General features: G+C 65.4%; 22 protein-coding genes. 16 read left to right on the forward strand and 6 right to left on the reverse strand.

Features of this window, described 5'->3' with window-relative positions; translation table 11 throughout:
• The 14 genes from mmp3 (at position 1) to METLI_RS12335 (ending at position 13,589) form a co-directional block, all read left to right on the forward strand.
• Complete coding sequence (gene mmp3 / locus METLI_RS01905) at positions 1–1,536, forward strand: methyl-coenzyme M reductase-associated protein Mmp3 (RefSeq protein ID WP_004037570.1); 1,536 nt, start codon at positions 1–3, stop codon at positions 1,534–1,536.
• Positions 1,529–1,969 (forward strand): methanogenesis marker 6 protein, encoded by a 441-nt coding sequence (locus METLI_RS01910; RefSeq protein WP_004037571.1) that lies wholly within the window; start codon positions 1,529–1,531, stop codon positions 1,967–1,969. Before mmp3 ends, METLI_RS01910 begins: the two co-directional genes overlap by 8 nt.
• Before the next feature lie 3 nt (positions 1,970–1,972).
• On the forward strand, positions 1,973–2,425 hold the full coding sequence (locus tag METLI_RS01915) for a methanogenesis marker 5 protein (RefSeq protein ID WP_004037573.1): 453 nt from the start codon (positions 1,973–1,975) through the stop codon (positions 2,423–2,425).
• Positions 2,422–3,660, forward strand: coding sequence for a methanogenesis marker 15 protein (locus METLI_RS01920; RefSeq protein WP_004037575.1), 1,239 nt, complete (start codon positions 2,422–2,424; stop codon positions 3,658–3,660). Before METLI_RS01915 ends, METLI_RS01920 begins: the two co-directional genes overlap by 4 nt.
• A gap of 3 nt (positions 3,661–3,663) precedes the next feature.
• Positions 3,664–4,251 (forward strand): methanogenesis marker 17 protein, encoded by a 588-nt coding sequence (locus METLI_RS01925; RefSeq protein WP_004037577.1) that lies wholly within the window; start codon positions 3,664–3,666, stop codon positions 4,249–4,251.
• The gene (locus METLI_RS01930) at positions 4,248–5,186 is read left to right on the forward strand and encodes a methanogenesis marker 7 protein (protein ID WP_004037579.1); all 939 of its coding nucleotides are present in this window, start codon (positions 4,248–4,250) and stop codon (positions 5,184–5,186) included. The genes METLI_RS01925 and METLI_RS01930 overlap by 4 nt, the downstream gene beginning before the upstream one ends.
• 3 nt (positions 5,187–5,189) lie before the next feature.
• Positions 5,190–5,648, forward strand: coding sequence for a carboxymuconolactone decarboxylase family protein (locus METLI_RS01935; RefSeq protein WP_004037581.1), 459 nt, complete (start codon positions 5,190–5,192; stop codon positions 5,646–5,648).
• A gap of 87 nt (positions 5,649–5,735) precedes the next feature.
• Positions 5,736–6,398 (forward strand): HAD family hydrolase, encoded by a 663-nt coding sequence (locus METLI_RS01940; RefSeq protein ID WP_004037583.1) that lies wholly within the window; start codon positions 5,736–5,738, stop codon positions 6,396–6,398.
• A gap of 123 nt (positions 6,399–6,521) precedes the next feature.
• The gene (locus tag METLI_RS01945) at positions 6,522–7,955 is read left to right on the forward strand and encodes a glycoside hydrolase family 57 protein (RefSeq protein ID WP_004037585.1); all 1,434 of its coding nucleotides are present in this window, start codon (positions 6,522–6,524) and stop codon (positions 7,953–7,955) included.
• Complete coding sequence (locus tag METLI_RS01950; protein ID WP_004037587.1) at positions 7,943–9,076, forward strand: glycosyltransferase family 4 protein; 1,134 nt, start codon at positions 7,943–7,945, stop codon at positions 9,074–9,076. The genes METLI_RS01945 and METLI_RS01950 overlap by 13 nt, the downstream gene beginning before the upstream one ends.
• Positions 9,076–10,311 (forward strand): glycosyltransferase family 4 protein, encoded by a 1,236-nt coding sequence (locus METLI_RS01955; RefSeq protein WP_004037589.1) that lies wholly within the window; start codon positions 9,076–9,078, stop codon positions 10,309–10,311. Before METLI_RS01950 ends, METLI_RS01955 begins: the two co-directional genes overlap by 1 nt.
• On the forward strand, positions 10,308–12,005 hold the full coding sequence (locus tag METLI_RS01960) for an amylo-alpha-1,6-glucosidase (protein WP_004037591.1): 1,698 nt from the start codon (positions 10,308–10,310) through the stop codon (positions 12,003–12,005). The genes METLI_RS01955 and METLI_RS01960 overlap by 4 nt, the downstream gene beginning before the upstream one ends.
• Positions 11,995–12,936, forward strand: a complete 942-nt coding sequence (locus tag METLI_RS01965; RefSeq protein ID WP_004037593.1) for a phosphotransferase — start codon at positions 11,995–11,997, stop codon at positions 12,934–12,936. The genes METLI_RS01960 and METLI_RS01965 overlap by 11 nt, the downstream gene beginning before the upstream one ends.
• A gap of 11 nt (positions 12,937–12,947) precedes the next feature.
• Positions 12,948–13,589, forward strand: a complete 642-nt coding sequence (locus tag METLI_RS12335; RefSeq protein ID WP_004037595.1) for an HAD family hydrolase — start codon at positions 12,948–12,950, stop codon at positions 13,587–13,589.
• Between the two features lie 12 nt (positions 13,590–13,601).
• Here METLI_RS12335 and METLI_RS01980 read toward each other — a convergent pair whose 3' ends face one another.
• Together METLI_RS01980 and METLI_RS01985 are read right to left on the reverse strand one after the other, a co-directional pair.
• A complete protein-coding gene (locus METLI_RS01980) occupies positions 13,602–14,168 on the reverse strand; it encodes an HdeD family acid-resistance protein (protein ID WP_004037597.1) in 567 nt (188 codons plus the stop codon).
• A gap of 22 nt (positions 14,169–14,190) precedes the next feature.
• A complete protein-coding gene (locus tag METLI_RS01985) occupies positions 14,191–14,907 on the reverse strand; it encodes a DUF1614 domain-containing protein (protein WP_004037600.1) in 717 nt (238 codons plus the stop codon).
• A gap of 83 nt (positions 14,908–14,990) precedes the next feature.
• Between METLI_RS01985 and METLI_RS01990 the strand changes: the two genes are divergently transcribed.
• Entirely contained in the window at positions 14,991–15,404 is a 414-nt protein-coding gene (locus METLI_RS01990; protein WP_004037602.1) for a rhodanese-like domain-containing protein, read from the forward strand.
• Positions 15,405–15,414: 10 nt separating this feature from the next.
• Here the strand turns inward: METLI_RS01990 and METLI_RS01995 are convergent, their stop codons facing one another.
• Both METLI_RS01995 and METLI_RS02000 read right to left on the reverse strand, forming a co-directional pair.
• Positions 15,415–15,819 carry a hypothetical protein gene (locus METLI_RS01995; RefSeq protein ID WP_004037604.1) on the reverse strand — a complete coding sequence of 135 codons (405 nt, stop codon included), beginning with the start codon at positions 15,817–15,819 and terminating at the stop codon, positions 15,415–15,417.
• Positions 15,820–15,865: 46 nt separating this feature from the next.
• Complete coding sequence (locus tag METLI_RS02000; RefSeq protein WP_217178700.1) at positions 15,866–16,885, reverse strand: YbgA family protein; 1,020 nt, start codon at positions 16,883–16,885, stop codon at positions 15,866–15,868.
• Between the two features lie 61 nt (positions 16,886–16,946).
• Between METLI_RS02000 and METLI_RS02005 the strand changes: the two genes are divergently transcribed.
• Complete coding sequence (locus METLI_RS02005; protein WP_004037608.1) at positions 16,947–17,858, forward strand: prenyltransferase; 912 nt, start codon at positions 16,947–16,949, stop codon at positions 17,856–17,858.
• Positions 17,859–17,862: 4 nt separating this feature from the next.
• On the opposite strand, the gene METLI_RS02010 is transcribed toward METLI_RS02005, so the two are convergent.
• Positions 17,863–18,441 carry a DUF2179 domain-containing protein gene (locus METLI_RS02010; RefSeq protein WP_004037609.1) on the reverse strand — a complete coding sequence of 193 codons (579 nt, stop codon included), beginning with the start codon at positions 18,439–18,441 and terminating at the stop codon, positions 17,863–17,865.
• Positions 18,442–18,451: 10 nt separating this feature from the next.
• On the reverse strand, positions 18,452–19,654 hold the full coding sequence (locus METLI_RS02015; RefSeq protein WP_004037611.1) for a M20 metallopeptidase family protein: 1,203 nt from the start codon (positions 19,652–19,654) through the stop codon (positions 18,452–18,454).
• Positions 19,655–19,662: the final 8 nt, after the last annotated feature.

The raw sequence follows: 19,662 nt of genomic DNA on the forward strand, positions 1-19,662 counted from the left end.
ATGCACGTCCTCCTTGACGGCAGACGGGTGGAGGTTGCCGCGGGAGCGACGATCGGCGATCTCCTCCCCGGATGGGACACCACGACCGTGGTGGCGGTGATCCGCCCCGCGGCGAAACAGGCGGCGCAGACCGGGCATATCAGGCTCTCGACCACCGCGGGCGAGGTGGTGATCGAGACCACCCCCCTTTTTGCAGCCGTTTTCGGCGACGATATCGATATTTTTAATGGGGAACTCTCTCTGCGGTGGAACGACCGCTATGCCGCGGCGTTCGGGCCGTTTCCATCGGCGATCCTCCCGGACCGGACACCGCACCGCTACGGGCGCGGCGACGTGGTCCTGGGCTGCGCCGGCTACGACCCCTCGCGTTCGGTGCTGATCTTCTCCCGCTCTGATCACCGGGCCGATTTCGGGGCCGCAAAGGACGGCGGCGTCGTTGCGCGGGTCGTCTCAGGGCGCGGGGTCCTCGACCGCTGGGCCACCGGCGACGCGATCACCGGGGCCGAGCGGGTGCTCTCCTGGGCCGACCGCTCCACCTCGTTCACGACCGCCGACCCGGCGACGCCCCTTGAGGAGGGGGCCGAGATCGTCACCAGGGTCGAGATCGCCGCCGAGGGCTATGGCGAGGGGGCGGTGGACACCACGACCGCCCGGTCGGTCGAGCACCTCCTCCTCTCGATGGAGAAAGGGACGTTCGTCATCGGGCGGGCGGCCTCCACCTTCATCAGGGACGAATCGATGATCCCGATGGAAGTGCCGGCAGAACTGAAACGGCCGCGGCGGGAGGGTGCGGTCACCGTCAGGGCGACCGGCGGGTCGGTCGGCGGGATCTATATCTACCGCGAGGAGATCCCGGCCCACCCGGCCCACACCCTCGCCGGGCAGGTGGTCCACGGGTTTGAGATCGTCAAACTCGCCGACTCCGGCCAGCGCTTCTCGGTCTCGGTCGCCCCGCCGCGCTTCGACCTGGTGGGAATGCCGCTTGCAGCGGCAGAGGCCGTTGCCAGGGAGCGCGGCGTTTCCCTGGTGCTGGAAGGCGACGGGGAGGACCTGATCGTCGTCGGCCAGAAACCGGCCACGACGCTCGAGGCCCTTGCCGCGGGTGCGGTCACCCTTGCCGTTCTTCCGGCGGCGCAGGTGATCTCCATCACCCTCGACGACGAGAACGCCCCCAATACCTGCGACATCTTCAGGCGGGCGACCGGTCTGCGGACCCATATGGTCGGCTCGATGCCGGTGCTCTTCAAGTTCGAGGACGTCAGCCTCTTCCAGCCCTCGATCAAGAAGAAGATCAATATCCTGCCCGAGAACACCCCGAAGGACGTCGTCCCTGCGGGCTCGCTTGCGATGACGAACGAGTCCAGAAAGGGCGTCGGCATGGTCGGTGTTCGGGTGACCGACAACTCGGAGTTCGGGCCCACCTCCGAGCCGTTCGAGGGGACGAACCTCATCGGCCGGGTGCTCGACCTGGACAAACTGGCGGGCCTGAAAGAAGGCGGGACCGTCTATGTGCGGGAGGTGCGAAAGAATGGCTGAATATACTCCTGCCTACGTCGGCACGGTCACAAAATATGTTTTTATCGAGTCTCCTCACCTGACCCCGAAGGACCTCGCCCTCAGGGCCTACGAGATCTCGGGCGGCGTCATGATCAAGGAGACCTGTTTCGGGATGCAGGTGACCGGGAAACCCGACGAGGTCGAGACCTTGATCGCCCGGATCCGCGAGTTCGACCCGTCCCATATCTATGTGAAGGACCGGGGCTTTCCGCCCGGCGACGAGCGCCGGTGCCGGGCGAATCTCGGCGGGGCGCGGCCCGGATACCTGGGCCACGAGTTCGAGATGGGCCGGATCCGCTATATCGCGCGGGGGCTCGAAGCGGCGGCGACGGCGGTGCCGGCCGTTCCGGAGCGGGGCAGGCCTCTCGACGCCCGAAAACTAAAAGAACTGATGGAAGCAGAGGAGCCGTAAATCATGGTGAAAGTCTTTATCTATCCGGCAACGAGCCTCATCCTCTCCGATATGGTCGCCCGGTTCGGGCACGAGCCGATCGGGTCGGCCCTGGGGATCCGCGAACGTATCCAGACCCCTGGTTTTGAGAGCCCGCCCCTCCAGATCACCCCCGAAGAACCGAAGAAGGGGCTGAAATGGGCGGCGGTCGAGGTGCCCTCGGGCGTTCGCGGCCGCATGGCGATCTACGGCCCCCTCATCGAGCAGTCCGAGGCGGCGATCATCATCCGCGAGGCGGACTTCGCCTTCGGGTGCATGGGGTGCGCCCGGACCAACGAACTGATCCAGTTCAGTCTCCGCCATAGGGGCATCCCGGTCCTCGACCTTGAATATCCGTCGTCAGACGAGGAAGGCGTCGCTTTCGTCGCCGCCATCAGGGCGTTTCTCGCCGGTCTCACGAAGGAGGAGGCCGCATGACCGAAAAAGTGCGGATCGCCCAGCTCTCCTGCGGGCCCGAATACTCCGGCGTCCAGAAGGAGATCGACGAAGCCGCCGCCATGGTCGACGCCGAGATCTTCTTCCCTGACATCATGCTCGCCGACGTCCGGAAGGGCTTCGAAGAATTCGGGCTCGACGTGCGGAGCCCTGACTTAAAACTCGCCATCGCCCGGGCGAGGGCGCTCGTCGACGGGCGGATCGACGCCGACGCCGTCTTCATCGCCACCTGCTTCAGGTGCGCCGAGGCGGCGATCGTCAGGAACGAACTGCGCCGCTACATCCACGAGAACTCCGACCTTCCGGTCGTCTCCTACTCCTTCACCGAACGCACGACGGCCGGGACGCTGCTCACCAGGATGGAGGCTCTGACCACGATCGCCCGCCGCCGCGCTCTTCTCGCCCGCGAGACGCAGGAGGGGATCACGATGGGGATCGACTCGGGGTCATCGACGACGAAGGCGGTCGTGATGAAGGACAACGAGATCGTCGGCACCGGCTGGCTCCCGACGACCGAGGTGGTCAGGAGTGCGGAGGGCGTCGTCGAACTCGCCCTGCAGGAGGCCGGCCTCTCGATCGGGGATATCGAGGCGATCGGGACGACCGGATACGGCCGGTACCTGATCGGCAAACATTTCAACGCCCAGCTCGTGCAGGAAGAGTTGACCGTCAACTCGAAGGGCGCCGTCTATCTTGCCGGCGCTCAGCACGGCCCGGCGACGGTGATCGACATCGGCGGCATGGACAACAAGGCGATCTCGGTCCAGGACGGCATCCCGGGCACCTTCACGATGGGCGGGATCTGCGCCGGCGCCTCAGGGCGGTTCCTCGAGATGACTGCAAAGCGCCTGGGCATCGACATCACCGAGCTCGGCCCCATTGCGATGAAAGGGATGGGCGACCGGGTGCCGATGAACTCGTACTGCATCGTTTTCGGGACGCAGAGCCTGGTCAACGCCCTGGCCGCCGGGAGCACCCGCGAGGACGTCGCCGCCGCCGCCTGCCACTCGGTCGCCGAACAGGTCTTCGAGCAGCAGCTCCAGGAAGTGGACATCAAGGAGCCGGTGATCATGGTCGGCGGCACCTCGCTGATCCAGGGGCTGGTGTACGCCATGGGGCAACTCCTCCAGACCGAGATCGTGGTCCCGCACCACTCGCAGTACATCGGTGCGGTCGGGAGCGCCCTTCTTGCATCGGGTTTTGTCAGGGGAGAGTAGGAGATGGCTGCGCTTGAGTACTTCACGGTCGAGTGTGTCGAGGAGAAGGGCCGGGAGGTCTACGAGCAGATCGCCTCGGACGTCCTCCTTGACCTCGACCTCCTCAGGGTGGTCGAGAAACTCCATATCTTCATCGACCCCCGTGTGCCGGTCTTCGTGGCCGTCGGGACGACCCGGCGGAGCGGCGGGCTCGTGCGGATCAGGGACTTCGCCGATGTGATCGTCGAAGAGGGGCGGGCCACCCTCTCGATCGGGGACGAAACCTACCTCGCCCCGATGCTCAGCATTCTCTGGGGGCGCTACGGCAAGGATTCTATCGACCAGCCGGACCGCTTCTCGGTCGTCGTCCACCTTCCCGAAGGGGAGGACCCGCGGGAGATCGAGGAGATCGTCGTCGCCGATCCCGAAGAGGGGCTGTACCGCGACCTGATCTACGCCCTCCAGATCGTCGCCCCCGAGGGCTTCAAAGTGCGGCGGCAGTACCATGCCGGCGGGGTGTTTTACTATGTCGCAAGCGAGAACACCCTGCCCCAGGAGATCGTCGATACGCTGGTCGCCGAAAAACTCAACCTGATCGGGGTGACGCTATGATCTTTGTCCCCATCACCTACAAGGGCGGGGTCTACCGCCATGACGAGATCGTCGACCTCATCGAGGATCTCGGGGGCTATATCGTCCAGAAACACATGATCGCCCAGGATGTCGTTCTCCAGTGCCTGGTGCCGAAGGACGACGTCGAGTTGATCCGCACGATCGGTCGCCCCCTGGGCGGCGAGGTGATCGTCGCCCCGCTCGTCGGCACCGAGATCGCCGTCGTCTCGCCCTCCCTGGAGATCCATCATCTCCCGCACTCCTCCTGCGACGTGGCCGAGTACCTCAGGAGGGCCGGGGCGAAGACGAACATGGTCGGGCTGGCGCGGGGGTTCGGCAAACGCATTGCAAACCTCAATGTCGAAGAGCGGGACACGATCAACGAGCACGACCTCGTCGTCTATGTGCTCGGCAATTTTGAGGTCTGCATCGAGGAGAAGTTTCCGGCGCTCCGCCGGGGCGTCCACATCCCGATCGTGGTCACCGGCGCCCCGTCGACCGAAGCCCTCAGGCGGGTCATCGATCCCCCGGTGGAGGGGTATGTCGGGAATATGGGGCGGTGCATGCACCGGACGAAAAAGCCCGAGGAACTCGCCACCCTGGACGCGATGGTCGATGAAGTCTCCCGGGTGCTCGACGAGAAACGAGTGGAAATCGCCAAAGATCCCCTTTCGGTCTCGCCGGCGCGGTTGATGAAGGTGATCGAGGAGAAGGTGGAGGCGGTCCACATGGTCAACCACCCGACGCCGGTGACGGTCCAGATCGCCGGCCTGCGGGTGAAGATCCCGTACGAGATCTATGCCCCCGAGATCCGCGCCCTCGAGATCGAAAACGGCGTTACGGTGGGCGACGTCGCCGAAGTGCTCCCTTCAAAGATGCGCAACTACATATGGCTCAGGATAAAACCCTTCTCTGAAACCAATATCATGGTGTAATCGATGAACTTTGAAGAGAAACTCGCCACCATTCTGAAGGAGGGCACCGGCACGGTCTCGGCCCGCTGGCTCAGGGAGATCGAGGAGGAGTTCGGCCGCGCACCCCTGATCCAGACACGGATGGGGGAGCGGCCCGAGGTGCTCGTCTCCCATCTCCTCTACCGGGATGCGATTTTTGAGACGAGCCACCTCGACCCGAAATATATCGAGCTGATCAGCCTCGCGGTGGGCGCCGCCCTGAAGTGCCGCCACTGCGTGGACTACCATATGCAGGCGGCGATGGCGAAAGGGGCGACCAGGGACGAGGTCCTCGAGGTGATCCTGATCGCGGGCCTCGCCTCCAACGCCTCGGTGCTCGCCGACGCCTACCGGGTGATGGACGAGACGAAAACGGACGAGCCCTGCATCTCCTGCGATATCCAGGGGACGAACGGCGTTTCAAAGGACGATAGCGGCGCCTGATCGTCAGTATATATTTTCAATGCAATCTATATATTATTTCGAAAACCTCTATTGCCTCCCCGGCCGACCCTTCCGGGAGGGTGGCCCATGGGTATTCCTGACAACGTCCAGGCCGTATTCTTTGACTGCTACAACACCCTGATCGAGATTGGCACCGACGAGGACGACCCGCTGACCTGGCAGATGCTGAGTTCGTGGCTGTCCTATCAGGGCGTCGCGATCGGAGCGCGGGACCTGATGCACGAGTACAGGCGGACCTGCCGCGAGCAGGCCGTGAGACGGGGAGAATCATACCCCGAGATCGATGTGGAGGCGGTCTTTGTCCAGATCTGCCGGGACCATCGCCTCTGGGATCTCGATGCGCGCCGGGTCGGCCGCCGGGCTGCACGGACCTTCCGGGCGGCGTCGGTACGGAGAAAAAGGGTTTTTCCCGAGAGCCTGCGTCTGCTCGAGCACCTCAGGGGCCTGCCGCTGGGCATCGTCTCCAACGGCCAGCGGGTCTTCTCCGAGCACGAACTCCGCCACCTCGGTCTCAGGGGGTATTTCGACGTGCTCGTCTTCTCCTCAGACCTCGGGTTCAAGAAGCCCGACCCCAGGATTTTTGTGTATGCCCTGGAGAAACTCGGGGTCGATCCGGAAAACGCCCTGTTCATCGGGGACTCGTACCGAAACGACATCCTGGCCCCGCGGGCAATCGGGATGCACTCGATGTTTATCAGGGATGCCTGGGGCCTGCCTGATCGTTCGTGAGCCGGCATCATATATGCCGGCTTTTTTCTGAGAAAATTATTTATTCCGCGTCCCGAAAGAGGGTGGTGCTACGGTGCGGTCTTTCCGGAACGGTAAGACGGCACCGTTGCGAGGGGGGGTATCATGGCAGGTATCTGTCTGGGATTCGAGGTGCATCAACCGTTCCGCCTGAACCCTTCGTTCAGGCCTGAGGCGGCGAAAGGGCGGCGGGACCTGAAGAACCACTACTTCGACCCGGGGAACCGGGCGATCCTGAGAAGGGTGGCCGAACGCTGCTACGTCCCGGCCACAGGGCTGCTCATCGACGCCCTCGACGAGGGGCTGCGGTGTTCGTTCTCGCTTTCGGGCGTGCTCGTCGAGCAGCTCGAAGCGTGGTGCCCCGAGGCCCTCTCCCTCTTTGTCGAGGCGGGCTCCCACCGGAATGCCGAGGTGCTCGCCCAGACCTATTACCACAGCCTTGCCGGCTTTTTTGCCGACCGGGACGAACTCGCCGCTCAGATCGGGATGCACGCCGATCTGATGGCCGAGCTCTTCGGCCGGCGGCCCCGCGTGGCCGAGAACACCGAGTTCTCTCTCGACCCGGGCATCGCCGCCGCCATCAGGGACCTCGGCTTCTCGGCCGTCTACACCGAGGGGGCCGACCGCATCCTCCTGGGAAGGACGCCGAACGAGACCTACACCTGCGAGGGCATGCCGGTGCTCCTCCGCAACTGCCCGCTCTCAGACGACATCGCCTTCAGGTTTTCATGGAAGGGGTGGGACAAACAGCCCCTGACCGCCGGGAAGTACGCCGCCTGGATCGCCGGATCGCCTGGCCGGTGCGCCCACGTCTTCGTGGACTTCGAGACCTTCGGCGAGCACCAGCCCGCGGGGAGCGGGATCTTCGGCTTTCTCTCAGCCCTGCCCGCCGCTCTCGACAGGGCCGGGGTTGCGTGTGTTCTTCCCTCGGAAGCGGCGGCGCACCCGCCGGCAGGAAGGATCGAGATCCCTGATCCGGTCTCATGGGCCGACCTGGAAAAGGACACCTCGGCATGGCTCGGCAACCACCTCCAGAGGAGCGCCTTTTTCGCCCTCGAGCACTCGCCGGCCCGCACGATGCGCCCGGAACTCTGGCGGTACCTCGGCACGAGCGACCACTTCTATTATCTTGCCTCGAAGGACGGGTCCTGCGGCGAGGTCCACCGGCACTTTTGCCCGAACGGCAGGTTCGAGTCCTACGAGGCCTTCATGCAGGTCCTCTCCCACCTCGAACGGCGCTGCCTCCCGAGAGCGAAACACTCCCTCGTCTCGCTCCCGGCGGACCGGGCCTTCCACTTCTCCTTCCCGGACGGCACCTATGCCGGGTGGTCGGCCCACAGCCTCCGCGAGTTCGAGGAGGCGCTCGATCAGGCGCCTGCGGCCGCGGTGGACCGCCACCTTGCCCGCGGCGACTTCGCACGCTGGATCGAGGGATCGTTTGGCGAACGCCGGCTTGCCCGGGAGGTCGCGGCCTGCGAGACGGTCGATGCGGTGAAGAAGGCGGTGCGGGAACGGAGGTGCAGGCTGTGCGCCCGCTGAAGATCGCCTTCTTCTGCTGGGAGTCGCTCCATGCGGTGCGGGTCGGCGGCCTTGCCCCGGCCGCCACCTGTCTTGCCGAGGCCCTCGCCCGCCGCGGCCACGAGATCCACTTCTTCACCCGCGGCCCGGGCCCTGACGAGAGAAACGGCGTGCGCTATCACTACTGCAGCCCGCAGGGAGGAAACATCGTCGATTACTGCCGTGACCTCTCTCTCCAGGCCGCCGCCCTCTTCAGGGGGGAGGACTCGCCGCCCTTCGATATCCTGCACTTTCACGACTGGCACTTTGTGGAGGCGCTCCACCTCTTCCGGGACCGAAAGACAGTGCTCTCCTTTCACTCGACCGAATACGGCCGGAACGGCAACCAGAGAGGGGGATGGTGGGAGTTCGGCGAGATCTCCGGGAAAGAGTGGTATGGCGCCTATATTGCAAAGCGGGTCGCGGCGGTCTCCCGCACCCTCAGGCAGGAGGTGATGGGTCTCTACAATGTCCCTGACTGGAAGATCGACGCCGTCCCGAACGGTATCGATCCCGACCGCTATTATATGCCGGTCGATGCCGGGGCGGTGAAAGAGGAGTACGGCGTCCACCCGTACGCCCCGCTCGTCTTCTTCGGCGGGCGTCTCGCCTACCAGAAAGGTCCCGACCTCCTCCTCAGGGCGGTGCCCGCCGTCCTGAAAAATCGCTGGGACGCTCACTTTCTCTTTGCCGGGGAGGGGGACATGCACGGCGTGCTCTCCCGCCGCGCCGGGGGGATGCCGGTGCGCCTTCTCGGCTATCTCGACGAGCCCGCCTATATCAGGCTCATGAACGCCGCCGATATCGTCGCCATCCCGAGCAGGAACGAACCTTTCGGGCTGGTCCTCACCGAGGCGTGGAGCGCCGGCCGCTGCGTTGTCGCTTCAGACGTCGGCGGCCTCTCCGAGAACATCGACCAGTTTGTCAACGGCGTGAAGGTGCAGCCGTCCGCGAAAGGGATCGCCGACGGGATCAACGCGGTCATCGGCGATCACGGGCTCTGCTGCGCCCTCGGCAGGCGCGGCCGGGAGAAGGTGGAGCGCGAGTTCCGCTGGGAGGCGGTCGCCGGCGCGATGGAGCGCCTCTATGAACAGGTGCTCTGATGCGGATCGCCTATTTTCTCGATGAGTTCCCGCCGTTTTTCAGGGGGGGGCTCGGCACCTATGCCCTGGAGGTTGCGCCGCGGCTCGCGGCGGCAGGTCACGCCCTGAGCGTCTACGCCTGGTTGAGCGAGGGCACGGCGGCCGAAGAGATCGGGGGGGCGATCACGGTCAGGAGACCGGCGATCCCTGACCCGCGCCCCCTCCTCCCGATCCTCCTCCCGCAGGAGGTGGCGGGCTGGCCGCCTGACTCGCAGCGGTTCTTTGCCGAATACCAGTTCTTCTCGATCCTCTCCGCCGGCGACCTCCTCGAGCGGGGCATGGGTCACGACCTCGCCGTCGCCCACGACTGGCTCGCGGCCCCGGCCGGCATGCTCGCCGCGGCGAGTCTGAATATCCCGTTTGTGCTTCACGTCCACTCCACCGAGGCCGGGCGGTCGGCTGGCGGGGGGTCGCCGACGATCAGGGCGTTAGAGGCGCGGGCTGCGGAGCGTGCGGATGTCGTCGTCACCGTGAGCCGGGCGATGCAGGACGAACTCGTCTCCCTGGGCGTTCCCCGGGAAAAGATCCGGGTGGTCTACAACGGGGTCGACCCGGCGAAGTACGATCCCGGCCGCGTTTTGGAGGCTGACGTCAGGGCGTTCCGGGAGCGCCTGGGCCTGGGCGACGACCCGGTGATCCTTTTTGTCGGGAGGCTGACCAGGGTGAAGGGCGCCGACACCCTGGTCAGGGCCTTCCAGTACGTCCTCCAGGACGTCCCGGAGGCGCGCCTCGTCGTGATCGGGGTCGGCGAGACAGAGGACGAGGTGCGCCACCTCGCGGAGATGAAAGGGGGGGGGAGAGTTCACCTGCTCTTCTCGGTGCTCCCTGAGGAGGAGCGGATAATCGCCTATGCTGCCGCCGACCTCTGCGTCTTTCCCTCGAACTACGAGCCCTTCGGCATCGTCTGCACCGAAGCGATGGCGATGGCGAAACCGGTCGTCGTCGGGGCGCAGGGCACCTCGGGGATGCGCGAGCAGGTCGTCCCCTCGGGGCCGGGGATCTGCGGTTTTCATATCGACCCGTACGATCCCCGGGACATCGCCATCTATATCTCCCTGATCCTGCGGGACGCCGCTCTCAGGGAGACGATGGGCAGGAACGGGAGGGCGCGGGTGCTCGCACTGTTCACCTGGGAAGGCGCCGTCGAGGCGACGCTGGCGGCGTACGAGGAGGCGTGCCAACGGAGGGGCGGATGATCGCTTTCGGGCCCGAAGTGCGGGACCGGAGGTTCGCACGGCGAAAAGAGTTCCTGCTCGTCTGCAACGGGGCGTGGTCCTCCTCCTCCCTTGCCGGGAACACCCGGAAATATCACGGTCTGCTGGTGGCCGGGGGCCGCGTCCTCCTCGCCTCGCTGGACGAGCACCTCAACGGCGAGCCCCTCACCCCGGCGGCCTACGCCGGCGGGACCGACGAGCGCGGTCTCGCCCGCCTGTACGGCGTTTGCCTGGATCCCGATCCCGTGTTTTCCTATGCGGCAGGCGGCGCCTCCCTCAGAAAACGCATCTCGTTCGACGGCGCCCTCACGGTCAGGTACGATCTCGCCGGGCCTGGCGAGGTGCGGGTCGTCCCGCTCGTCGCCGACCGGGGGATCCACGAGACCAGAACGGCGTACGACCTCACGGCGACGCCTATCCCCGGCGGGGTTCGGATCGGGCCGCTCACCCTGCGGTCGGAGGAGATGGCCTTCACCCCGGCGCCCTGCCTCTACCGCGACCTCCTCTACGAGGAGGACAGGGAGCGGGGGTATGCGCACCAGGAACACCTCTACGCGCCGGGCGCGTTCACCGCCGCCGGCGAGGACTGCACCTTCACCCTCACCGCCGAGGCCGCCGGCGTGCCCCGCTCTGCCGCACGGCCCGGTCGGGGAGACTGGCTCGAACAGGCCGCGGATTCGTTTCTCTGCGGCGACGAGATCCTGGCCGGCTATCACTGGTTTGCCGAAGGCTGGGGGCGGGACACCTTCGTATCGCTCCCCGGCCTCCTCCTCTCGCGGGGGAGCTATGCAGAGGCCCGCCGGGTCTTTGCCCGCTATGCCGGAAGGTTGAAGGGCGGCCTCATCCCGAACCGGATGCCCGACGACTACGCCTCAAGCGACGCCCCGCTCTGGTTTCTCCATGCCCTCGAACGCTACCGCGCCTGCTCCCGTGACGACCGGTTTGTGGCGTCCATGAGGCCGCATATCGAGGCGATCCTCCGGGAGTATCCCGAAAGCGCCGTGGCGCATCTCGACGGCGGTCTCATCGCCGTTGCGCCGCGGAGCACCTGGATGGACACGCCCCATACCCCGCGGGCCGGAAAACCGGTGGAGGTGAACGCCCTCTGGATCGCCGCCCTCAAGTTCGCCGAATCCCTCGGGATCGAGGGGCCGGTGCCGGCGTATACGGCAGAGAACGCCTTCGCCCGGTTCTGGAACCAGGATAGGGGTTGTTTCTTCGACCTCCTCGACCCGGCCGATCCTGCAGTCCGCCCGAACCAGGCGATCGCCCTCGCCCTCGGGCTCGCGCCGCCCGAAGAGGGGCGCCGTGCCCTCGGCGTGATCCGGGAGGAACTGCTCACGCCCTTCGGGCTGCGCACCCTCTCGCCGCGCGAGCGCGGCTATGCCGGCCGGTTCGCAGGCGACGCCACCTACCACAACGGCACGGTCTGGCCGTGGCTCCTCCCCTTTTACATCGACGCCCTGCGCATCTACGCACCGGGCGCCGACCCCGCCGTCCTGCTCGCCCCGCTCTTTGCCCACCTTGCCGACGCCGGCCTCGGCACCGTCTCGGAGTGCTTCGACGGCGACCCGCCGCACCGCCCCCGCGGCTGCATCTCCCAGGCCTGGAGCGTCGCCGGGGTGTTGCGGGGATACCGCGGCCCGCCCTCGGGGGGTGACGCCGGTGCGGCATGAACGGCATCTCGCCACCCTGCACCAGGGCGATCCGTTCAGGGACTGGCTCGTCTCGGTGCTCGACGGCCGCCTGCCCGACCCCTCGGCCCCGGCCGAGGTCTCCCTGATCAGGCCGGCCTCGCACACCGTCTGCCGCTACCGCTTTGCCGGCGGACCGGCGGTGGTCGCAAAGTTCTTCGCCGAACCGACCGGAGCGAACCACTGCTACGACCCGGAGAAGGCGATGAAGTCCGAGTTCCGTCTGCTCAGGCGGGCGGGAAAGGTGGTCCGGGTCGCCGAACCCCTTGCGATGAGGCGGGAGTTCAACTGCGTCCTGGTGACCGCCTTCGTGCCGGGCACGCCGCTCTCCGCCTGTCTGGGGGACGATCCTGCCCTCTACGGTCGCCTGACCGGCGTCGCCACCCTGCTCAGGCGGCTCCACGACCTGGAGTCGTCCCGGTACCGCAAGGAGCGGGAGTTCTCGAACGTCCATGACGTCCTCGACCAGAACCGCCTCTCCGGGGAGGAGCGGGAGTACTTCAACCGCCTGCTCGGGGAATGGTGGCATTCGGGCGCCCTTGACCGCGACCGCGGCTGCATGATCCACCGGGACGCCACGCCGGCAAACTATCTCTTCACAAACGACGGCGTCGTGGCGATCGATTTTGAATCCGCATGGACCGATGCCCACCCGGCCCACGACCCCGGGATCTTCTGCGCCGAGATGAAATTCGCCTTTCGTCGTCGCTGCGGCAACCCCGACGCCGCCGAGCCCTATATCGGCCACTTCCTCTGGAACTATGCCCGTTCCCCTGAGGAGTTTGCGTACATCACCGGGTGCGTCCCGTTTTACATGGGGCTCGGCTATCTCAGGATGGCGCGCCTGGCGCCCCCGCGGGAGGAACGAAACTGGCTTTTACAGGAGGCGATGCTCTGTCTGAGGCGCCGGTAGACTTCTCACGGGTGCAGGGGATCTTCTTCGACTGCTACGACACCCTGCTCGATATCAGCATCGACGAGCGGAGTCCCGGGCCGTACCGGACGCTCAGCTCCTGGCTTGCCTATCAGGGGGTCAGTATCACGCCCGAAGACCTGCAGGCGGCATACCGAAAACGGATCAGGGACGAGATGCAGGTGAGGGGCGGAGCGCACCCCGAGGTGCGGGTCGAGGAGGTCTTCGCCGGGATATGCCGGGACCATGCGGTCTGGCCCATTGATTTCACGGCGCTTGGCGTCCTGCTCGCCCGCTCCTTCAGGGCGGCGACCGTCAGGCGTATCTGCGCATTTCCCAGCAGTCGCCGCCTGATCGCCGCCCTCAGCGCATACCCCCTCGGGGTCGTCTCCAACGGCCAGCGGGTCTTCTCAGAGATCGAATTGCGGATGTTCGGCTTCTACCCGTTCTTCCAGACGGTCGTCTTCTCCTCTGACGTGGGGTGCAAAAAACCCGACGAGGCGATCTTTCGTGTGGCGCTCGAACGGATGCATCTCGAGCCCGAGCATGTTCTCTTCATCGGCGACTCGCAGAGCAACGATATCATCCCGTCGCGCCGTCTCGGGATGCAGGCCCTGCACATCAACGAGGCGTGGGCCCTCTTTTCGGTCTGAAAAAAAGTTGTTTCAGGCCCGGGTCTTCTCTCCCCGCAGGGAGATCCCGGTGATGATGGAGATGATCCCGTAGGCGATCGCAAACACGCCGAGGTACAGGGCGACGAACACCAGGCCGCCGAAGATCGGGAATGCCATGAAGATGCCGCCGATGACGACGGAGAGCGCCCCGGAGATCCCGAGGAGCAGGCGGTTCCCGGTTCCCTCCACGGAAAAGATCGCAAGGGCGATGTCAGAGAGGCCGATGACGATCGAGAGGGCCGCAAGGAGGGTGACCAGGGCGGCCGCCATGAGCCAGGGCCAGACGATCGCCGCAATGCCGAGGATGGCCGAGAGGACACCGAGGAGCATGGCGAGGGTCGTGCTCGTCCTGCCGACCGGCTGCGTCGATCCGAAGACGACGAGCATGACGCCGTAGATGAGCGCCATCGCCCCGAAGAGGTACATCAGGATCTCGAGGGTGAGCCCGGTCCAGAGGAGGACGACGATACCGACGAGGAGGGCGGCGATGCCGCGCACGACAAAGGGCCCCCATTCGCGGCTGCTTCTCATCTCAATGATGATTTCTGTCTCTTCCATGCACTCAAAGAACGAAAAGACGTTATTTATCTCTTCCGAAATGCGTGTTATTCACGTCCGCCTCGTTATTCCGGATCCTGTGCGCAACGACCGCCGCTAAAAAGACCGCAAAGATGCCGGTGAGAAAGATGCCGTCGAATACTCCGGCCCCCCCGATGGAGAGGACGGCTGCTTTTCCCCCGGCGATATGGGCGACCGTTCCCGGCGTGAGGAGATGGAAGATGTCCGCGCCGAGCAGGGTGCCCATCGTCCCGCCGATGTATGCGGTGCCCGCGGCGGCGATCCCGGCCCTGGTGAAGAGGATGCCGGCGAACGCCCCTGCGAGCGGGGCGATATAAAAGGGCATCAGGATGCCTGCTCCTGGCGTCGGCACCGAGAAGTAATACGAGATCGCCGCCACCAGCAGGACCGAGAGGAGGGCCGGCCCTTTTTCGACCCGGTCCCTGGCGAGGAGTTCGGCCGAGATCAGGAGTGGGATCAGGCACCCGCCGGCGTTCACGGCGAGGGTGACGCCGTCGATCGTCATGAACGGGATGTCGATCAAACTCCCGGCAAGCGCTCCCAGGGTCATCAGGAGGGCCGCCCACGCCTTCAATCCCGCGAGTTCGAACGCCTCTTCGCTGACGACGATGTAGAGGTAGAGGAGGAGGACCGGGACCATCAGGAGCCCGAGCACCAGGATCATATCAGTTGAGAAGAAGGGTATGAAGGCGATCGCCGGGAACGACGCAGGGGTCATCACGCTATTGTATCGCGGCCACGGGATAAACATACCTCCGGGTGCCGACACCGTTTTCACCTCTCCCTGCCGACCTCCCTCCCATGCGTGGAGCGTGGGCATGTGCCGCCCTCGCCGCTCTCGTCGTTGCGGCGCTGAGCGGTGGGTGCACCGGCGGCGAAGAGCCGACGACAGTACGGGACCTCTCTGTCGAGGAGGCGCACGCCCTGATCGAGGAGCGGGGAGACGACCCTTCGTTTGTGATCCTGGACGTGCGCACGCGTGATGAGTATGTGGCCGGGCATATCGAGGGCGCCATCAATCTCGACTATTATGACCGGTCGTTTGCCGCCGCGGTCGGGGCACTCGACCCCGGCGACACCTATCTGGTTTATTGCCGGAGCGGGGTCAGGAGTGCGGCCGCCATTGACATCATGGTGAAAAAGGGTTTTTCAGATCTCTACAACCTTGAGGGCGGGACCGTTGCATGGACGGCGGCGGGCTACCCCCTGGCCTGATCCCCTTCTCTCAGATTTCCCCCGGGGTGAGGGTGGTCGTCGAGGTGTGCACGGTCCTCCCCCAGCGGTCATAGATGGCGATGCTGACCGTCACCGGGACGCCGGGCTCGGCGGCCGCCGCCGGGAGTTCGATCGGCCGTTCTGCCGAGATGTTCGTGTAGTGCCTGCCGGCGACGGCATCCGCTGTCGTACCGCCCCTTCTCATCTCGAAGGTGACCGTGTAATCAGACGGTTCGGTGCTGTTCGGATAGTACCTGACGAGGAGTTCATCAGGATCGCCGCCGGTGTGGACCACCTCGCCCCTGAAGGTGACTGCAGGCGGGAGATTGCCGTCGGGCGTGGCGGTGCAGCAGGCGGCGATGCCGGCGGCGCCGACGAGAGAGAGGCAGAGGAGTGCCAGGACCTGTGCGTTCATCCTGTTCTGTCAGGGTGCGGAGGTTGCATAAAGGTATCTCCTTTCCTCACTTCTCGGCCCAGTAGTCCCTTTCCTTGTGGGAGATGTCCCGCGCCACCTCCATCAGGTCGGACGGGAACGGGTTGAAGAATGTCTGGTTCGCAAGGTAATCGTTCCCGAACCTGACGATCCACGAGCGGAAGACGGCGAGGTTCGGGCAGACGGTCGAGCGGTCCTCGCGGTAGCGGTGGAGGCTTTCGAGGAAGAACGCCTTTTCTTCGTGCGAGAGGCTGTCCTTGAAATAGCCGAGGGCGTGCATCAGGACGTTGATCGTGGCGGTGTAGGTCGGCGCCCGTGAAAGCGCCCTGGAGAAGTGCGCTCCGTAGGCGTCCGCGACCTCGTTGAAGCCGCGTTTTTCATGGTTTGCAACGATCCTGCTGAGCTCCTGCAGTTCTTTCTGGCTGTAGGCCATCAGGAGAAACTTGTTTCTCTGATGAAACGCTGTGAGTTCGCGCATCTCTCCAGATCCTCTGGCCTTTCGGAACGAGGCACCGGCGAAGATGCGGGTGAGGAAGTGCTCCTTGATCCGCCTGTTCCTCAGGCGCCCCTCGTCCTCGACCGGGAGATAGGGGAAGCGTTCCATCAGCCTGGCCGCAAAGATCCCGGCCTCCTTTCTGGCGGTATCCGGCGACTCCAACCCCCGGTAGACCTTCACGTCTTTTATCCCGCAGGACGGCGAGCGCGATTTTAAGATGAAGCCGTCGAGATCCCCGGCGGCGTCGAGGGTGCTGTCCGCGAAGGCGATCATGCGATCGGTGACGTCGAGGTTGGTCTCGTGCTGGATCAGCCGCGTCGAACCGTTGATGTCCACGAGCCTGACCGGTTCGCGCGGCACGCCCAGGCCGATCTCCATCTCGGCGCAGACCGGGATGAAATCTGCATACTCCTTCAGGGCGTTGACCGTGTTGCTCGTGATCCGGTCACCGTTCCAGCGGCAGTGATCGAATTCGATGCACCTGCTCGAGAGGATCCGCAGCCGTTCAAAGGTGTTCATGGTGCTCAGGAGCAGGGATGTGTTGACCGGCAATAGATGTTTCCCCGCGGGTCTGACCGCCAGATTTATCAGGGCTGCCTCTCTCTTCCTGAGCATGAGGGGGATCGGCCTTTCCCAGCAGACCGGGACACTCTGTGCCCTGCTCAGGCTGTGCCGCCTCCCGTTTATCCTCGGGGGGCTGCTGCTCTTTCTCCTGGGCGCATATACCGCAGGCGATCCCTTCGCAGTGCCGGACCGTCTTCTCCTCTGCTACCTCGTCCTTGCCGCCGGGCAGGTCTCGGTCAGCCTGAGCAACGACTACTTCGACCGGCAGGCCGACCGCCCGGGGATGCGCACGCGCATATCGGGCGGGAGCGGCGTCCTCATCTCGCGGCCCGATCTCGCCGGGGCGGCCCGTTCGCTCGCCCTCGTACTCATCGGGATCTCCCTCGCTCTTGCCCTTCTCTGTGCGATCTTCTACCCGCTGCCCCCCTATTTCCTCCCCTTCGTCCTCGCCGGGAACCTCGTCGGCTGGTACTATACTGCCCCGCCCCTCTCCCTCGCATACCGCGGTCTCGGCGAGGCGGCGACCATGCTCACCTTCGGTTTTTTCATGCCGGGTACCGGTTATCTTGCGGCCGGCGGGCTGTTTGACCTCTCTTTCGCCCTCTTCATCCTCCCGCTTCTCTTCGCCGGGCTTTTTTTCATCCTGAGCGTGGAGATGCCTGACCGCGAGGGCGATCATGCTGCCGGAAAAGAGAATTTTGTCGTGAGATCTGGCAGAAGAAATGCGTTTATAGCGATGTTTCTCGCCGCCGCCGCCATATCCCTTCTCCTCCCGGCGGCCTGGAGCGCTCCCCCGCAGGTGCTGGCGGCCTCGTTACTGCCGGTGTTCGCCGGGGCCATCCCTCTGCTTCACCCCCCCGTCGACCGGCGAGAGATCATCTGTGCCGCAGAACTGAACCTCGCCGCTCTCATCGCCTTTATCCTGGTCGCATGCCTCGCTGCTGCAGGCGTATTTGCCTGAGCACCTATTTCCCTTTGCGGAAGTATTTGAGGAGACGGATATCGCGCCGCTGGTACATCGCCTGCGGGAATGTCCCTTCGGCCGCATGGCGGACGTCTTCCACCGAGTAAAACGCCTTCGGGGAGATCTCGTGCACCTTCCTGACCACGTCAGGGACATTTTTCCGCCGCACGACGGTGAAGATCACCTTGCCGGGGCCGGCCATGCCCTGGGCGTCCATGACGGTCACGCCATAGCCTGAACTCCTGAGCGTCCCTATGAGCGATGTGGCGTCCCGCTGGGTGATGATCCGCACGACGGCCAGGCCCATGGCGATCTTCTCCTCGACCAGGATCCCGATGTAGTTGCCGGCCGCAAAACCGGAGGCGTAGGCGACATAATTGACATAGTTTGTGACGTTCGAGAAGATCTGGCCGATTGCAAGGAGCCAGATCAGGATCTCGAAGAAGCCGAGCGCCGGGGCGGCATATTTCATCCCCCTGTTCACCAGGATGATCCGCATCGTCCCGAGGGTCACATCGGCGATCCTCGCGAAGAAGATGAAGAGGGGGAGGAGCACGCTTGAAAAGACCCAGGCATCCATCGCTCTTTCCTCACTCGGGCGGGGCGCATGCGATGGCGGCGACGGCGAGAACGATCGCCCCGGTCTCGACGGCGGCCTCGGGCCGGGGGGCAAACCGGGAGGAGTGGAGGTATGCCCCGCCGTCGCCCGCCTCTTTAGTTCCGATCCTGAAGTAGGCGAGCGGTATGCCCTCCTCTCCGAAGACCGCAAAGTCCTCGCTCCCTGAGAGGGGCGGGATCTCGACCGTGCTCTCCGCTCCCAGGCATGCCCTGATCGCCGCGGCGCACCCTTCGGTCAGGGCGGTGTCGGTGTAGAGGGGCGGTGCCGATTCGCCGATCACGCTGATCGTGGGCATCAGGGCCGGAGGGATCCCGGCGGCGACGGCGGTCCCCTCGGCGATCCGCCGTATGGCGGCGAGGCCCTGTTCCTGGACGGTCCGGGTGTGGTAGCGCATGCTCATCTTCAGCACGACCTCGTCCGGGATGGCGTTGTGTTTTCTCCCGCCGTGGATCGCCCCGGTCGAGAGGATGAAAAACTCGTTCGGATCGATCTCGCGGCTCCTGATCGCCTGCAGGGCGAGCACGGTCTGGGCGGCCAGGAGGATCGGGTCGCGGGCCCGGTCCGGGTGGGCGGCATGCCCGCCGATACCCCTGACGACGAGGTCGATCGACTCTCCGCCTGCCGAGAGGATGCCGCCCCTGCTCCCGACCGTCCCGACCGGGAGGTCAGGGCCGACGTGGACGGCGACGGCGCAGTCGGGTCGCGGGAACCGGGAGAAGAGGCCGTCGGCGATCATCAGGCGCGCCCCGGCCGCGATCTCCTCTGCCGGCTGGCCGACGAAGAGCACCGTCCCGCGCCAGCGCTCTTTTGTGGCGGCGAGGAGGCGGGCGGCCCCGACGAGGGCGGTCATGTGGACGTCGTGGCCGCAGGCGTGCATGACGCCCGGGCGCTGGCTTGCGTACGGGAGGCCGGTCTCCTCGGCGACCGGGAGGGCGTCCATGTCGGCCCTGAGCATCACCACCGGGCCGGCGCCGTTTTCGAGCACGCCGACGATGCCGTGGCCGCCGATCCCGCCGGTCACCCTGCACCCTGCGGCAGAAAGGGCGGCAGCGAGCCTCCCGGCCGTTTCAGCCTCTTCGCCCGAGATCTCGGGGTGGGCGTGGAGGTCTCTGTACAGGGCGAGCAGCGAGGGGAGGTCTGCCCTGATCAGTTCGCGGATCCTTTCGGGTAGCACAGTACTCC

Source organism: Methanofollis liminatans DSM 4140, assembly GCF_000275865.1.
Classification (GTDB): domain Archaea; phylum Halobacteriota; class Methanomicrobia; order Methanomicrobiales; family Methanofollaceae; genus Methanofollis; species Methanofollis liminatans.

What these genes read in the sequence shown, in the direction of transcription:
- METLI_RS01915 (WP_004037573.1), top strand. Translation starts at nt 1,973, where the DNA reads ATGGTGAAAGTCTTTATCTATCCGGCAACGAGCCTCATCCTCTCCGAT.
- METLI_RS01940 (WP_004037583.1), top strand. Translation starts at nt 5,736, where the DNA reads ATGGGTATTCCTGACAACGTCCAGGCCGTATTCTTTGACTGCTACAAC.
- METLI_RS01985 (WP_004037600.1), bottom strand. Translation starts at nt 14,907, where the DNA reads ATGACCCCTGCGTCGTTCCCGGCGATCGCCTTCATACCCTTCTTCTCA.
- METLI_RS01960 (WP_004037591.1), top strand. Translation starts at nt 10,308, where the DNA reads ATGATCGCTTTCGGGCCCGAAGTGCGGGACCGGAGGTTCGCACGGCGA.
- METLI_RS01925 (WP_004037577.1), top strand. Translation starts at nt 3,664, where the DNA reads ATGGCTGCGCTTGAGTACTTCACGGTCGAGTGTGTCGAGGAGAAGGGC.
- METLI_RS01945 (WP_004037585.1), top strand. Translation starts at nt 6,522, where the DNA reads ATGGCAGGTATCTGTCTGGGATTCGAGGTGCATCAACCGTTCCGCCTG.
- METLI_RS01990 (WP_004037602.1), top strand. Translation starts at nt 14,991, where the DNA reads ATGCGTGGAGCGTGGGCATGTGCCGCCCTCGCCGCTCTCGTCGTTGCG.
- METLI_RS01935 (WP_004037581.1), top strand. Translation starts at nt 5,190, where the DNA reads ATGAACTTTGAAGAGAAACTCGCCACCATTCTGAAGGAGGGCACCGGC.
- mmp3 (WP_004037570.1), top strand. Translation starts at nt 1, where the DNA reads ATGCACGTCCTCCTTGACGGCAGACGGGTGGAGGTTGCCGCGGGAGCG.
- METLI_RS01920 (WP_004037575.1), top strand. Translation starts at nt 2,422, where the DNA reads ATGACCGAAAAAGTGCGGATCGCCCAGCTCTCCTGCGGGCCCGAATAC.
- METLI_RS01955 (WP_004037589.1), top strand. Translation starts at nt 9,076, where the DNA reads ATGCGGATCGCCTATTTTCTCGATGAGTTCCCGCCGTTTTTCAGGGGG.
- METLI_RS01930 (WP_004037579.1), top strand. Translation starts at nt 4,248, where the DNA reads ATGATCTTTGTCCCCATCACCTACAAGGGCGGGGTCTACCGCCATGAC.
- METLI_RS01980 (WP_004037597.1), bottom strand. Translation starts at nt 14,168, where the DNA reads ATGGAAGAGACAGAAATCATCATTGAGATGAGAAGCAGCCGCGAATGG.
- METLI_RS02010 (WP_004037609.1), bottom strand. Translation starts at nt 18,441, where the DNA reads ATGGATGCCTGGGTCTTTTCAAGCGTGCTCCTCCCCCTCTTCATCTTC.
- METLI_RS01910 (WP_004037571.1), top strand. Translation starts at nt 1,529, where the DNA reads ATGGCTGAATATACTCCTGCCTACGTCGGCACGGTCACAAAATATGTT.
- METLI_RS01995 (WP_004037604.1), bottom strand. Translation starts at nt 15,819, where the DNA reads ATGAACGCACAGGTCCTGGCACTCCTCTGCCTCTCTCTCGTCGGCGCC.
- METLI_RS02005 (WP_004037608.1), top strand. Translation starts at nt 16,947, where the DNA reads ATGAGGGGGATCGGCCTTTCCCAGCAGACCGGGACACTCTGTGCCCTG.